9 protein-coding genes are annotated in these 14,557 nt (G+C 73.0%); 4 read left to right on the forward strand and 5 right to left on the reverse strand.

The window, feature by feature from the left end; all coding sequences use genetic code 11:
* Window positions 1-21 precede the first annotated feature (21 nt).
* From treZ to lpdA, 3 genes are all read right to left on the reverse strand, one after another.
* The gene (treZ, locus tag FHS38_RS29855) at window positions 22-1,803 is read right to left on the reverse strand and encodes a malto-oligosyltrehalose trehalohydrolase (RefSeq protein ID WP_184738843.1); all 1,782 of its coding nucleotides are present in this window, start codon (window positions 1,801-1,803) and stop codon (window positions 22-24) included.
* A gap of 103 nt (window positions 1,804-1,906) precedes the next feature.
* A complete protein-coding gene (locus tag FHS38_RS29860) occupies window positions 1,907-2,827 on the reverse strand; it encodes a GNAT family N-acetyltransferase (protein WP_184738845.1) in 921 nt (306 codons plus the stop codon).
* A gap of 82 nt (window positions 2,828-2,909) precedes the next feature.
* On the reverse strand, window positions 2,910-4,340 hold the full coding sequence (gene lpdA, locus FHS38_RS29865; RefSeq protein WP_184738847.1) for a dihydrolipoyl dehydrogenase: 1,431 nt from the start codon (window positions 4,338-4,340) through the stop codon (window positions 2,910-2,912).
* Between the two features lie 104 nt (window positions 4,341-4,444).
* Between lpdA and FHS38_RS29870 the strand changes: the two genes are divergently transcribed.
* The gene (locus FHS38_RS29870; protein ID WP_229822811.1) at window positions 4,445-5,359 is read left to right on the forward strand and encodes a LysR family transcriptional regulator; all 915 of its coding nucleotides are present in this window, start codon (window positions 4,445-4,447) and stop codon (window positions 5,357-5,359) included.
* On the opposite strand, the gene treY is transcribed toward FHS38_RS29870, so the two are convergent.
* Together treY and glgX are read right to left on the reverse strand one after the other, a co-directional pair.
* Window positions 5,329-7,734 carry a malto-oligosyltrehalose synthase gene (gene treY, locus FHS38_RS29875; protein ID WP_184738849.1) on the reverse strand — a complete coding sequence of 802 codons (2,406 nt, stop codon included), beginning with the start codon at window positions 7,732-7,734 and terminating at the stop codon, window positions 5,329-5,331. The genes FHS38_RS29870 and treY overlap by 31 nt on opposite strands.
* Before the next feature lie 87 nt (window positions 7,735-7,821).
* Window positions 7,822-9,948, reverse strand: coding sequence for a glycogen debranching protein GlgX (glgX, locus tag FHS38_RS29880; RefSeq protein WP_184738852.1), 2,127 nt, complete (start codon window positions 9,946-9,948; stop codon window positions 7,822-7,824).
* A 402-nt stretch (window positions 9,949-10,350) separates the two neighbouring features.
* On the opposite strand from glgX, the gene FHS38_RS29885 reads away from it, so the two are divergent.
* From FHS38_RS29885 to FHS38_RS29895, 3 genes are all read left to right on the forward strand, one after another.
* Complete coding sequence (locus FHS38_RS29885) at window positions 10,351-11,592, forward strand: DUF5919 domain-containing protein (protein ID WP_184738854.1); 1,242 nt, start codon at window positions 10,351-10,353, stop codon at window positions 11,590-11,592.
* A gap of 142 nt (window positions 11,593-11,734) precedes the next feature.
* Complete coding sequence (locus tag FHS38_RS29890) at window positions 11,735-12,445, forward strand: exonuclease domain-containing protein (RefSeq protein ID WP_184738856.1); 711 nt, start codon at window positions 11,735-11,737, stop codon at window positions 12,443-12,445.
* A 256-nt stretch (window positions 12,446-12,701) separates the two neighbouring features.
* On the forward strand, window positions 12,702-14,557 hold a 1,856-nt coding region (locus FHS38_RS29895; RefSeq protein ID WP_311775300.1), incomplete at its 3' end, for a zinc metalloprotease.

The raw sequence follows: 14,557 nt of genomic DNA on the forward strand, positions 1-14,557 counted from the left end.
CGAAGGCGCGGTCGCGCCACTTCAAGCGTCTGCCCGTTCGTCGGGCTCCGCAACAGCGCGTCCCGAGCGCAGCACGGCGGCCGTCTCGGGCGGCAGCCGCAGCACGCCGTCCCTGTCCGGTGGCCCGACCGGACGCCAGGTCAGGGCGGTCTCCGCGCCCGCCGCGTCGCGGCCCAGGTCCAGCGCGACGGGCCGGTCGGAGAGATTGACCGCGAGGTGCAGGGGGCCGCGCCGGAAGTGGACCGTGCGATCGTCGCCGGCGAAGAGCGCGCCGTACTCCCACCGGGGATCGCCGAGGGCCGGCTCGGTCCGGCGCAGGGCGATCAGCCGCCGGTACCAGTCGAGCAGTGCCGCGTGCGGCGCGCGGTCCGGCTCCGTCCAGTCGAGGCAGGAGCGGTCCCGGGTGGCGGGGTCCTGCGGGTCGGGGATGTCGTCGGCCGCCCAGCCGTGCGCGGCGAACTCGCGCCGCCGGCCCGCGCGGACGGCCTCGGCGAGGGCCGGGTCCGTGTGGTCGGTGAAGAACTGCCAGGGCGTACGGGCCCCCCACTCCTCTCCCATGAACAGCATCGGCGTGAAGGGCGCGCACAGCACGAGCGCGGCCGCGCAGGCGAGCAGCCCGGGGGACAGCCGCGCCGAAAGCCGGTCGCCCAGGGCCCGGTTGCCCACCTGGTCGTGCGTCTGGGCGTAGCCGAGGAGCCGGTACGCGGGTGTGGTGCGCGGATCGAGGGGGCGTCCGTGGGGGCGGGAGCGGAAGGCGGAGTACGTGCCGTCGTGGAAGAAGCCGCCGCGCAGCGTCTTGGTGAGGGCGTGCGCCGGGTCGGCGGCGAAGTCCGCGTAGTACCCCTGCGACTCGCCCGTCAGGGCCGTGTGCAGCGCATGGTGGAAGTCGTCGTTCCACTGGGCGTGGATCCCCGTGCCGCCCGCTTCGCGCGCGGTGGTCGTGGCCGGGTCGTTGAGGTCGGACTCGGCGATGAGGAAGAGCGGCCGCCCCGACCGCCCGGCCAGCGCGTCGACCGCGGCCGACAACTCGGCGAGGAAGTGCTTCGGCCCGGTGTCGATCAGCGCGTGCACCGCGTCCAGCCGCAGCCCGTCGAGCCCGTAGTCGCGCAGCCAGGCCAGGGCGCTGCCGATCAGGAACGCCCGGACCTCGGCGGAGCCGGGGGCGTCGAGGTTGACGGCCGCGCCCCACGGCGTGTGGTGGGTGTCGGTGAAGTACGGCCCGAAGGCGGGCAGGTGGTTGCCGGACGGGCCCAGGTGGTTGTGCACGACGTCGAGGACGACGCCGAGGCCCAGCGTGTGGGCCGCGTCCACGAAGCGCCGCAGGCCCGCCGGGCCGCCGTAGGGCTCGTGGACGGCCCAGAGGGACACCCCCTCGTACCCCCAGCCGTGCGTGCCCGGGAACGGGCACACGGGCATGAGTTCCACATGGGTGATGCCCAAGTCGGCCAGGTGCGGCAGCCGTTCGGCGGCCGCGTCGAAGGTGCCCTCGGGGGTGAACGTGCCGATGTGCAGCTCGTAGAGGACCGCGCCGGGCAGCGCGCGGCCCGCCCACGGCCGCTGGTCGAAGACGGCCGGATCGACGACCGCGCTGAGCCCGTCGGGTCCGTCCGGCTGGCGGCGGGAGCGCGGGTCGGGCAGTACGGGCCCGCCGTCGAGCGCGAAGCCGTAGCGGTCCCCGGCGGCCGCGGGTGCCGCGCACCGCCACCAGCCCGCGCGGGCCGGATCGCGCTCCATGGGGTGCTCGCGGTCCGCCGCGCGCAGCACCACCCGTCCGGCGTTCGGCGCCCACACCTCGAACAGCACAGCCGGCTCCTCTCGACGACGGTGCTGTTCATGGTGCCCGGCCCGGGCCGTTCGGATGCCCGCTGCCCGCCCGTCACGTGGCGGGCAGTCAGCTGAGGTGGAGTCAGTCGGACTGCGGCGGAACGAGGTCGACGCGCTCCTGGGTGATCGGGTAGCCCGCCTTCGCGAAATTGGCCGCCATCGGATGGTTGCCCTGGTCGGTGGCCGCAGCGATCCACGTCGCGCCCTCGGCGACCAGGTCGTGGGTGCACTCCACGAGGAGGTCGTACGCGTAGCCGTGGCCGCGCTGCTCCGGCAGGACCCCGATGTACCCCACGCACGGCCCCACGGGGTTGTGCGCGGGCACCTGGATGCCGACCGGCTCGCCGTCGGTGTAGGCGAGCTTCCACCACGCGCGCGGCGAGGGCAGCCACTCGAGGAAGCCCATGAACTCGTCGACGGCCGCGTCCGGCCCGAGCTCGGCGATGTTCCGCCGGTCGTGGGCGTCGAGGGTGCCCTGATGCGTACGGCGCACCACATCCCGTATCACCGCGTCGTCGGGCTCGGCCCGGAACGTGAGCCGCCCGGGCCGCTCCGGCAGCCCGCAGGCGGTCGTCCACTCGTAGCGGAAGCGGTCGACCAGGTGGCGCAGGCCGGCGGCCTCGGCCGCGGCGATCCGGGCCTCGCCGGCCGCCCGGGTCTCCGGCCGGTCCCGCCACCCGGGCGGCGCCAGCAAGGAGTACTCGGTCCGCAGCGGCGCCGTGCGCAGCAGCCGGACCGCGGCCTCGTCCTCGCCCTCGGCGAAGTCGAACCAGTCGAGGGCCTTCGGCGTCTCGTCGCCGGACCCGCCCCACCAGGCGGCGCGCGCCACGACCTTGCCGTCGCGCAGCGCGACCCAGGTCCAGTCGGGGCGGTACTCACCGCCCTCGTGGACGGGCGCATAGGTGTGGCCGAAGGCTGCCCGGCCGACGAGGCCGGGGTCGGGCAGGGACGTGAAGAGAGCGGTGTCGTTCTCGGTGAGCGCACGGATGACCAGCTCGGTCATTGAGGTCCTACTTCCGGTCGGCGGCCCCGGAACGCTAGGAGATGATCACCCAGGCGTCCAACGCTTTTCCCGCCCGCCGTCCTTACTGCTGGTGCAGCCCCCGGCCGGCCAGGGACAGGAACACCTCGCCGACCGCCTCCGAGAGCGTCGGATGCGGGTGGACGTGCTGGGCCACGTCGACGGCCTCGGCGTCCCAGCCGACGATCAGCTGGCTCTCCGCGATCATCTCCGAGACGTGCGGGCCCACCAGGTGCACGCCCAGCACCCGGCCCCCGCCCCCGGTCGTCGCCCCCGCCTCCGTGACGACCTTCACCATCCCGCCCTGCCCGTGCACCATGCCCTTGGCGACCGCCGTCAGAGGCATGGAATTGACCTCCACTTCGTGGCCCCGCTCCCGCGCCTCGGCCTCGGACAGTCCCACGGACGCCGTCTGCGGGCTGGAGTAGGTGACCCGCGGCACGGCGGCGTAGTCGACCGGCCGTGGCGCCCCGCCCGCGAGGGTCTCCGCGACCACCAGCCCCTCGGCGAAGGACGCGTGCGCCAGCCCCAGGGACGGCGGCGGCAGCAGATCGCCGACCACATGGATGCCGGGCACGGACGTCTCCAGGCGCGCCCAGTCGGCCGGAGCGACGAACCCCCGCGCGTCCGTGGCCAGTCCGGCGGCCGCCAGCCCCAGCCCGTCGGTGACCGGCACCCGGCCCACGGCCACCAGCAGCCGCTCGGCCTCCACGACGCGGAACTCCCCGCGCGCGGTGCGGACGGTGGCCCGCACCCCGCCCTCGTACGGCCGCGCGTCCTCCAGCCGCGCGCCCACCTGGACGTCGATGCCGCGCTTCTTCAGCCCCCGGGTCAGATGCCGGCTCACGTCGGCGTCCTCCAGCGGCAGCAGCCGGTCGGCCGCCTCCACCAGCGTCACCCCGGCACCCATCGACCGGTGCATGGAGGCGTACTCGACGCCGATCGCGCCGCCGCCCAGCACCAGCACCGAGCCGGGCAGACCCGGTGCGAACAACGCGTCGTCACTGGTGACGACCCGCTCGCCGTCCGGCTCCAGCCCCGGCAGCGTGCGCGGCCGCGAACCCGTGGCGAGCACGATGCCGCGCCGCACGGTCCACTCGGTGCCCGCCTCGGCACCCGAGTCGATCCGGACGCCGCGGGCGCCCGTCAGCGAGGCGGAACCGCGCACCACGCGCACCCGCGCGTGGGACAGGTGACCCTCCACGCCCTTGTGGTTGCGGGAGACGATGTCGTCGCGGGTGGCGGTCAGCGCGGACCAGTCGACGGAGTCGAGCGTCGCCTTCACCCCCCACCGCTCCCGCGCCTCGGCGATCCCGTCCACCAGCTCCGCCGCGTGCAGCATCGCCTTGCTCGGGATGCAGCCGCGGTGCAGACAGGTACCGCCCACCAGATCGCGTTCCGCGAGGACGACATCGAGCCCGAGCGCGGCGGCGCGCAGCGCGGTGCCGTACCCGCCGGTGCCGCCACCGATGACGAAGACATCTGTTTCATGCATGACGTCAGCCTGCGCCGCGAGCGATCATGAGTCCAACGCAATCTTTCGATCGAATCGATGACAGTCGTTCATAGCGGCTGCCCACAGCCCCGAGAGGAGTCCCGTTGAGTCTGCGACAGATGGAGTACCTGGTCGCGGTGGTGGGGGAGGAGTCCTTCACCCGGGCCGCCGAGGCGCTCAACGTCACCCAGTCCGCGCTCTCCCACCAGATCAAGGCACTGGAGCGGGAGGTCGGCGGCCCGCTGCTGGAGCGGCGCTCGCGCGGCATCGGGCTCACGCCCATGGGCCGCGCCTTCCTGCCGCACGCCGAACTGGCGGTGCGCAGCGCCGAACAGGCCCGCCGCGCGGCGAAGGCCGCGGCCGGGGCGGCGGGCGGCGAGCTGCACATCGCGACACTGCACGCGCTCGCGGTCGGCGTGCTGCCGCCCGTCTTCGCCCGCTGGCGGCGCGAGTACCCCGCAGTCCTGCTGCACCTCCATGAATACGCCACCACCGAGGAACTGCGCGATCACATGGAGCGCGGCGTGGCCGACATCGCCGTCGGCCCCCGGCCGGAGGACTGGCCCGGTCCCGTGGTCCCGCTCGGCCACGAGGAGATCATGCTGATCACCTCGGCCGACGACCCGCTCGCGGTCCGCGCGGAACCGGTGCGGCTGACGGAACTGGCGGACCGCGTATGGGTGCGCTGCGCCCTCGAACCGGTGGTGCAGGGACAGCGCTGGCTGGACTGGGTCTGCGAGCGGAGCGGCTTCGCACCCCGTACGGGCGTGTGGACCGCGCACTCCTCCACGGCCGTCCGGATGGCGGTGGCCGGCGTGGGCCTCGTCGCCGCGCCCCTGCACCTCGCCCGGGACGTCACCGACGCGGCGGTCGTCCGCGTCGACCCGCCCTGGCGCCGTGAACAGACCGCCTGGTCCCGGGTGGAACTCACCGGGATCGCCGCCGCCTTCGTGCGCCTCAGCCAGGAGCTGGCCTTCCCGGCCACCGCTCAGGCCCTCACCAGCAGCGCCACGGGGTAGCGGTCCAGTAGCTCCGACAGCGGCGCCCCGCCCTCGTACGCCCGATCGGTCAGCAGCTCGCGCCACCGGCCGCCGCCGGGCAGCACCAGCGTCGTGTCCCGCCAGCCGCCCGCGTCCGCGAGCCGGCGGGACAGCCGGGTCACGGCGGTGACGACCTCGCTCGAACGGGTGAATGCCACACAGTGCTCGGCGGCCGGGCCGAGCGCGGTCAGCGGCTCGTACGCGGCCTCGGCGGCGAACCAGCCGGGACGGTCCCGCCGCAGCAGCAGCGCGGTACGGGTGAGCCACAGCTTCTCCGCCCGGAGTCCGCCGACCACCGGGACCGGATCGGGGAGCGGCCCGTCGGGGAACTCCGGCACCCGGCGGTTGTCCGGGTCGACGAGCGCCGTGTAGTCCCCCTCGGTGCCCATGTAGAGATCCGGCACGCCCGGCATGGTGAGGTGCAGCAACGCGGCACCGAGGACGTTGGCCCGCACCGCCGGGCCCATCTCGCGGACCAGGGGCGCGAGCGCGGCGCGGGGCGGCCCGCACGGGCCGGTCGCGACGAACTCCTCCACCGCCCGTTCGTAGGCCGCGTCCGGCTCCGTCCACGTCGTGCGCAGCGCGGCCTCGCGCACGCTCTTGAGGACCGCGGGGACGAGCCGCCCCGCGTCGGCGGTGCAGGAGCCGTCCGGCCCGCCGAGACCCAGCGCGCTCTGCCAGGCCACCCACGCCACATGCGGGTCCGGCGCCGGCACCCGGGCCGCCAGCCGGTCCATCAGATCGGCCCACTGCCGCGGGTACTGCGTCAGCGCCGCGATCCTCGCCCGCGCGTCCGCGCTGCGCTTGGTGTCGTGGGTGGACAGCACCGTCCCGGTGGCGGGCCAGTCGCGGTGCAGCCGGGCGCAGTAGGCGTGGAACTCGCCCGGGGAGACCGCGGGCCGCTGCGGGGTGCCGCCGACCTCGTTGGCGGACAGCAGGGGCGCGTAGCGGTAGAAGGCCGTGTCCTCCACCGACTTGGCGCGCAGCGCGGACGCGGTCTGCGCGAACCGCGCGCAGAAGTCCCGGTGGTCCGGACCGTCCCCGAGCCGGCCGAGGGCCGCGTCCCGCACGACCTCCACCGCCGACGCCTCCTCGGGCACGGAGAAGGCCGTCCGGGCGCCCTGGGCCGCCTCGTCCAGCAGCGCGGCGTCCACCGGGGCCACCGGCTCCCCGGGCACCGCGTACGGGCGGTAGACGGGCAGCCGGACGAGGATCTCGCGCAGGGCGGTGCGCAGGGCCCACGGGGCGTGGTCGCGCAGCAGGGGCGAGGTGTCGCGGGCCCGGTCGATGGTGCGGACCAGCCGCTCGACCTCCGCGGCGAGTTCATGGGTGACGACCTTGTAGGCCGCGCGCCGCACCGTCGCCGGCCAGTCGCCGCCCCGGTCGGGCGGCCCGCCGGTGAAGGCGCGGTACGCGGCCGTCAGCGCGGCGGCGCCCTCCGGGTCGACGAAGAGGCCGTCGAGGTGGCGCAGGGCGTCGTAGCCGGTCGTCCCGGCCACGGGCCAGTCGGCGGGCAGCCGTTCGTCGCCGCTGAGGATCTTCTCGACGACCGTCCAGCAGCCACCCGTCGCCTTCCCCAGCCGGCGGAGGTAGCCGGCCGGGTCCGCGAGCCCGTCCGGGTGGTCGATCCGCAGGCCCTCGATCACCCCCTCGCGCAGCAGCCGGAGCACCGTGGCGTGGGTGGCGGCGAAGACCTCGGGGTCCTCCACGCGGACCGCGATCAGCGTGGAAATGGTGAAGAAGCGCCGGTAGTTCACCTCGGTGCGGGCCAGCCGCCACCAGGCGGGCCGGTACCACTGGGCGTCCAGCAGCTCCGGCAGCGGCAGCCGCTCGGTGCCGGGCCGCAGCGGGAAGACGTGGTCGTGACAGCGCAGCTCGCCGTCCACCACGCGCAGATGGGCCAGCTCCTCGCCGAGCCGGCCGCCCAGCACCGGCAGCAGCACCTTCCCGCCGTGCTCGGCCCAGTCGATGTCGAACCAGCGCGCGTACGGCGACGCCGGGCCGTCCCGCAGGACCTCCCACAGCGGCCCGTTCAGCCGCGCGGGCACGGGCACCGCCATGTGGTTCGGCACGATGTCGAGGACCAGCCCGAGCCCGTGCTCCCGGGCGGTACGGGCCAGCGCGCGCAGCCCCTCCTCACCGCCCAGCTCCGCCCGGACCGCTGAATGGTCGACCACGTCGTAGCCGTGGTCGGAGCCCGGCACCGCCTCCAGCACCGGCGACAGATGCAGATGCGACACCCCGAGCGAGGCGATGTAGGGCACGGCCTTCCGGGCCGCGGCGAAGGGGAAGCCGGGCTGGAGCTGGAGCCGGTAGGTGGCGGTCGGGGGCGGCGCGGTGCTGTCGGGCGTCATGGGAACGTACGTACCCGCAACGGGCGGTGATGCCGCAAGGGACTAGGCCGCGTGCAGCGGTCGGCCGGGCCGTCCTGCGCAGCCTGCCTACGCCGGACGTTGCAGGATGGTCAGGCTGCGGTCCAGGAGCGTCAGGTGGTCACCGGCCTGGACCTTGGGCCCGTTGGTCTCCACGCCCTGCTCGCGGGCGGTGTCGACCACGACCTGCCACTGCCTCCCGTGGTCCACGGGCACGACGAAGTCCAGCGCCTCCCCGTGGGCGTTGAACATCAGCAGGAAGGAGTCGTCGACGATCGGCTCGCCGCGCGGCCCCGGCTCGGAGATCGCGCCCCCGTTGAGGAAGACGGTCAGCGACTTCGCGTGGGCGGCCTGCCAGTCGCCGTCCCGCATCTCCTCACCCTCGTGGGTGAACCAGGCGATGTCCGACAGCTCGTCGTGCGTGCCCTGCACCGGGCGGCCGTGGAAGAAGCGGCGGCGCCGGAAGACCGGGTGGTCGCGACGGAGCCAGATCATCGCGCGCGTGAAGGCCAGCATCCGCCGGGCCCGGGCGGAGGTCTCGTCCGCCGGGTACGGCCAGCGCACCCACGACAGCTCGGAGTCCTGGCAGTAGGCGTTGTTGTTGCCCCCCTGGGTGCGGGCGAACTCGTCGCCGTGGCTCAGCATCGGCACCCCCTGCGACACCATCAGGGTGGCGATGAAATTGCGCATCTGGCGCTCGCGCAGCGCCAGCACCTCGGGGTCGTCGCTCTCGCCCTCGGCCCCGCAGTTCCACGACCGGTTGTGGCTCTCGCCGTCCCGGTTGTCCTCGCCGTTGGCCTCGTTGTGCTTGTGGTGGTAGGAGACCAGGTCGTGCAGGGTGAAGCCGTCGTGACACGTCACGAAGTTGACGGAGGCCAGCGGCCGCCTGCCGTCCCCCTGATAGAGGTCGGAGGAGCCGGTCAGCCGGGAGCCGAACTCCGCCAGCGTGGCGGGCTCACCGCGCCACATGTCCCGGGAGGTGTCGCGGAACTTGCCGTTCCACTCGGCCCACAGGGGAGGGAAATTCCCGACCTGGTAACCGCCCTCCCCGACGTCCCACGGCTCGGCGATCAGCTTCACCCGGCTGACCACCGGATCCTGCTGCACCAGGTCGAAGAACGACGACAGCCGGTCCACCTCGTGGAACTGCCGGGCCAGCGTCGCCGCCAGATCGAACCGGAAACCGTCCACCCGCATCTCGGTCACCCAGTAGCGCAGCGAGTCCATGATGAGCTGGAGGACGTGCGGGCTGCGCATCAGCAGGGAATTGCCGGTGCCGGTGGTGTCCATGTAGTAGCGCGGGTCGTCCGTCAGCCGGTAGTACGAGGCGTTGTCCAGACCGCGGAAGGAGAGGGTGGGGCCGAGGTGATTGCCCTCGGCGGTGTGGTTGTAGACCACGTCGAGGATGACCTCGATGCCCGCGGCGTGCAGCGCCCGCACCGCCGACTTGAACTCCAGCACCTGCTGGCCCCGGTCTCCCCAGGACGCGTAGGCGTTGTGCGGGGCGAAGAAACCGATGGTGTTGTAGCCCCAGTAGTTGGCCAGCCCCGCGTCCACCAGCCGGTGGTCGTTCACGAACTGATGGACCGGCATCAGCTCGATCGCCGTCACCCCCAGCTCCGTCAGATGCTCGATGACCGCCGGGTGCGCCAGCGCCGCGTAGGTCCCGCGCACCTCCTCCGGCAGCGCCGGGTGTCGCATCGTCAGGCCCTTCACATGGGCCTCATAGATGACCGTACGGTGATAGTCGGTGCGCGGCGGCCGGTCGTCGCCCCAGTCGAAGTACGGGTTGACGACCACCGAGGTCATCATGTGCGGCGCCGAGTCCATGTCGTTGCGCTTCTCGGGCCGCCCGAAGCGATAGCCGTACACCGCCTCCCCCCAGTCGACGGCACCGCTCACCGCCCGGGCGTACGGGTCCAGCAGCAGCTTGGCGGAATTGCAGCGGTGCCCGCGCTCGGGCTCGTACGGGCCGTGCGCGCGGAAGCCGTACCGCTGGCCCGGCATGATGCCCGGCAGATAGGCGTGCCGGACGAACGCGTCGCTCTCGCGCAGCTCCACCGCCGTCTCCGAACCGTCGTCGTGCAGCAGGCACAACTCGATCCGCTCGGCGGCCTCCGAGAAGACCGCGAAGTTGGTGCCGGCGCCGTCGTACGTGGCACCGAGGGGGTACGCCTGTCCCGGCCACACCTGCATGAGTCGACTCTTCCACTTCTTCCGGGGGGTCTTCCGGGGTCTTCCGGAGGTGCTTCGTAGGGTCTTCCGAGGCGAATCCCCGGGCGCCATGGGGCGCCGTGAGGACTCCTGTACGAGGCCGACCCGGAATCCTTTCCCAACCGACGCGGCCGAGCGGGCCTTTCCGCAGATCTTCCCCAAAAGGAGACCGGCACCTCCTTCTTGCGCCCCGTTCGGCTCGTCCAACCGGGTGACGGCCGGGGCCCGCGCTATGAATCCGCTCACTTCGGCCACCACGGCCGGAAACAACCGCCTCGTGCGGTGGGACAGTTGACCGACGACTGGCAACGAGCGGGTGCACCGCCTCCCGCCCGCACAGTAGTCTGCCTTGATCGTTGGACGGGGGCGGAAGGCGGTGCACTGGTGAGCTCGGGCGGACTGGAGCTGCCCCCTGGCGACGGCGTTCCCGGGGGAGACGGTTCGACCGACGCGCCACCCGGCGCGGTTTCCCTGGCCCGCCCGATGGAGATCGGGGCGGAGCTGGACTGGAACGCCGACGCCTGGAGCGAGGTACGCACCCGCGCACGGCGGGCGGGGCGGGCCTACATCTGGCTGAATCTGGTGGAGCAGCGGCTGCGCGCCGTCGTGGCCGCCGTGCTGCGGCCTGTCTACGAGCCCGTGCACGGCGAGGACGAGTGGGTCGTCGCCGCCGCCGGGCCCGCCGGACAGGAGTGGGTGCAGCGGGCCGCGGCGGTCCGGGAGGTGAGCCGCCGCAAGGGCTATCTGCTGGACCCGGCCGACGACAACGTCCTCAGCTTCCTCACCCTCCCGCAGCTGCGGGAGCTGCTCGTACAGCACTGGCCGTGCTTCGAGCCGTACCTCGACGACCGGCGCGACCTCGAACTCGCGCTGGACGAGCTGGAGGTGGCGCGCAACGTCGTCTCCCGCAACCGGGCCCTGTCCGAGACGGTGCTCGCGCAGGCCGAGCGGGCCTCCGCGCGGCTGCTGAACATCCTCGGCGGCGGCAGCGGCGGTGCCCCGTCCGCCGACCGGCTGCCCATCGACGCGGTGGAAGACCTGGTGGGGGACCGCTACGCCGACGTCATCGGCGTCCACCCCGACCGGGTGCGGCTCCAGCGGCAGCTGCCCGTGGAGGACCTCTTCGGCAGCGCCCGCCGCCTCGACGCGGTGGGCATAGGGCTGAACCTGCTCGTCCAGAACTACTCGGGGCGCCGCCTCATCCGGCTGGCCGAGGCCGGCTGCCGGGCCCGGCTGCTCTTCCTCAACCCGGCGAGCAGCGCGGTCCGCCGGCGCGAGCGCGAACTGGGCATCAAAAAGGGCGAGATGAGCCGGTCCGTGGAGATGAACATCATGCACATGCGGCGGGTGCGGGACCGGCTGCGCGACACCGCCGCCTTCGAGATCCGGGTCTTCGACGAGACGCCGCGCTTCACGGCCTATCTCGTCAACGGCGACGGCTCGGACGGGCTCGCGGTGGTGCAGTCCTATCTGCGCAAGGCGCGCGGGATGGAGGCGCCGGTGCTGGTGCTGCGCGGTGGCGGCCGGCACGTGGTGCGCGACGGACGGGAGCAGGAGCACGGGCTCTTCGAGACGTACCGCGAGGAGTTCGAGGGTGTGTGGGCGGACTCGCGTCCGGTGTCGTGACCTCGTGATCTTCCCCGGGTGACCTCCCCGGGGAGGCGGCCCGATGCGGATCGGCCGGTACCGGATCTTGTGCGGGCCGATTGTCAGTGGGGCGTGCGACGCTGGGGACCAGTCGGGGGAAGCACCACGAAGGGGGGCCGCGATGGGGTGGCACCGGGAGCTGTTGATCGGGTTCGACCTGGAGACCACGGGCACCGACCCGGGGGAGTCGCGGATCGTCACGGCGGCCGTCGTCGAGGCCAAGGGCGGCGAGCCGACGGGGCGCCGGGAGTGGCTGGCGGATCCGGGAGTTCCCATCCCGGCCGAGGCCGCGGCCATACACGGCATCACGAGCGAGCGCGCGACGGCGCTGGGCAGGCCCGCCCGCGAGGTGGTCGACGAGATAGCGGACGCCCTGGTCGGCCACTGGTCGGTGGGCGTGCCCGTCGTCGCGTACAACGCCTGCTTCGACCTCAGCATGCTGGCGGCGGAGCTGCGGCGGCACGGCCTGCCCTCGCTCGGCGAGCGGCTGGGCGACGACGGCGACGGGGGAGTCGGTCCGGTCGTCGACCCGCTCACCATCGACCGGGCCGTCGACCGCTACCGCAAGGGCAAGCGCAATCTCGAGGCGGTCTGCGGCGAGTACGGCGTCGTGCTGGACAGCGCGCACGAGGCCGGGGCGGACGCGCTCGCGGCGGTGCGGGTCGCCTGCGCGGTCGCCGAGCGGTATCCGCGGGTGGCGGAGGCGGACCTCTGGGCACTCCACCGCGAGCAGGTGGGGTGGTACGGCGAGTGGGCGGCGGGCTATCAGAAGTGGCTGCGCCGGCAGGGAGACCCGGAGGCGGTCGTCGATCCGCGCTGGCCGCTGCGCTGACGGACCGGGGCCGGGGGTTTCAGGAGCGGATCTTGAGGGCCGTTCCGGGTGACGGTTCGGTGGGTCCGGGCGGCTCGCCGCGCCTCACGCACCTCTGAAATCACCCGGTTTACCCGGATCCGGAATGCCTCATGGCACTTGCCCCGGGTTGTGTGATGCCCATCACCCTCCCGGGGGTGCGGGGCTACCGTAATCCGTATCGGGCCCGCCATCTCCCCCCACGGCCGCGTTCCGCGGCGATTCGAGGAGGCGCAGCGTGCCCGAGAGCCAGGAGCCGAACGCCGCGAGCCGGTCCGCCGGGAGTCAGCTCTGCGGGACGATGGAAGCCCATCGCAGACTGCTCAGCGAGAACCCCGCCTACGCGGCCGCCCGTACCGCCGTCGAGAACCGCGCCTTCGGGTACGAGCGCGGCGGGGAGCAGGCCGCCCGGGTCGGGGTGACCCGCATTCCCGTGGTCGTCCACGTGGTCCACCGCACCGACGAGGAGAACGTCGGCGCCGCCCAGATCGCCGGCCAGCTCGACGTCCTCAACCGGGACTTCCGCAAGCTCAATCCGGACGTCGCCCGGGTGCCGGGTGTCTGGCAGTCGATCGTCGCGGACTGCGGCGTCGAATTCCGCCTCGCGACCCACGACCCGGCGGGCCGGCCGACCAGCGGCATCACCCGCACCCGGACCGGGACGGCGAGCTTCGGCACCGACGACGCGGTCAAGTCGGCCGCGCGCGGCGGTCACGACGCCTGGCCCGCCGACCGGTATCTGAACATGTGGGTCTGCCCGCTGGGGGGTGGGCTGCTGGGCTACGCGCAGTTCCCCGGCGGTCCGGCCGCCACCGACGGTGTGGTGATCACGCACACCGGTTTCGGCACCACCGGCACGGCCACGGCGCCCTTCGATCTCGGCCGCACGGCGACGCACGAGGTCGGGCACTGGCTCAACCTGTTCCACATCTGGGGTGACGACGGCACCGGATGCAGCGGCACGGACCATGTCGCCGACACCCCCAACCAGGGCGGCCCGAACGCCGGCCGACCCACGTTCCCCCATGTGACCTGCAACAACGGCCCCAACGGCGACATGTTCATGAATTACATGGACTACACGGACGACGCGGCGATGTTCATGTTCACCCAGGGCCAGAAGACCCGTATGGACGCCACGCTCGACGGCGCCCGCTCCTCGTTCACGACCCGCCTCTTCCGTCCCGTCTTCCAGCAGGAGGACCCCGGCCAGGGGATCGGCGGGTACGACCTGAGGTCGGCGGCGGACCGGGCCTTCGCGTTCGACTACGCGAGTTCGGGCAGGCTCGACCACCTGGCGCTCTACCGCCCCGCCACCGGCACCTTCTGGATCCTGCGGAACGAGGGCGGCCGGTTCACCCCCGTGTACCGGCAGGGCGATCCGGGCTCGGGCATCGGCGGCTACGACCTGAGGTCCCCGGCGGACCAGGCGTTCGCCTTCGACTACAGCGGCTCGGGAAGGCTCGACCATCTGGTCCTGTACCGCCCGGGCACGGGCACCCTCTGGATTCTGCGGAACGAGGGCGGGACGTTCGGCCCGGTCTTTTCCGAGGGCGACCCCGGAATGGGCATCGGTGGATATGACCTGAAGTCGGCGGCGGATCGCGTTTTCGCCTTCGATTACACGAGTTCGGGCAGGCTCGACCATCTCGCGCTCTATCGGCCCGGCACCGGCACGTTCTGGATTCTGCGCAATCGCGGCGGCCGGTTCGACCCCGTCCATTCCGAGGGCGACCCGGGAAAGGGCATCGGGGGATATGACCTGAAGTCTCCGGCGGACCAGGCATTCGCGTTCGATTACGAGAGTTCGGGCAAGTCGGATCATCTGGCGTTGTACCGGCCGGGGACGGGGACGTTCTGGATTCTGCGGAATCGGGGTGGCCAATTCACGCCGGTGTACGCGCAGGGTGACCCGGGCCGGGGCATCGGAGGGTACGACCTGCGGTCGGCGGCCGACCGGGCGTTCGCCTTCGACTTCGACGGGTCGGGCAAGCTGGACCATCTGGCGTTGTACCGGCCGGGGACGGGGACGTTCTGGATTCTGCGGAATCGGGGTGGCCAATTCACGCCGGTGTACGCGCAGGGTGACCCGGG

This window comes from Streptomyces netropsis (assembly GCF_014203545.1).
Classification (GTDB): domain Bacteria; phylum Actinomycetota; class Actinomycetes; order Streptomycetales; family Streptomycetaceae; genus Streptomyces; species Streptomyces netropsis.

Coding starts and splice junctions, on each gene's coding strand:
- lpdA (WP_184738847.1), bottom strand. CDS start 4,340: ATGCATGAAACAGATGTCTTCGTCATCGGTGGCGGCACCGGCGGGTAC.
- FHS38_RS29860 (WP_184738845.1), bottom strand. CDS start 2,827: ATGACCGAGCTGGTCATCCGTGCGCTCACCGAGAACGACACCGCTCTC.
- FHS38_RS29890 (WP_184738856.1), top strand. CDS start 11,735: ATGGGGTGGCACCGGGAGCTGTTGATCGGGTTCGACCTGGAGACCACG.
- treY (WP_184738849.1), bottom strand. CDS start 7,734: ATGACGCCCGACAGCACCGCGCCGCCCCCGACCGCCACCTACCGGCTC.
- glgX (WP_184738852.1), bottom strand. CDS start 9,948: ATGCAGGTGTGGCCGGGACAGGCGTACCCCCTCGGTGCCACGTACGAC.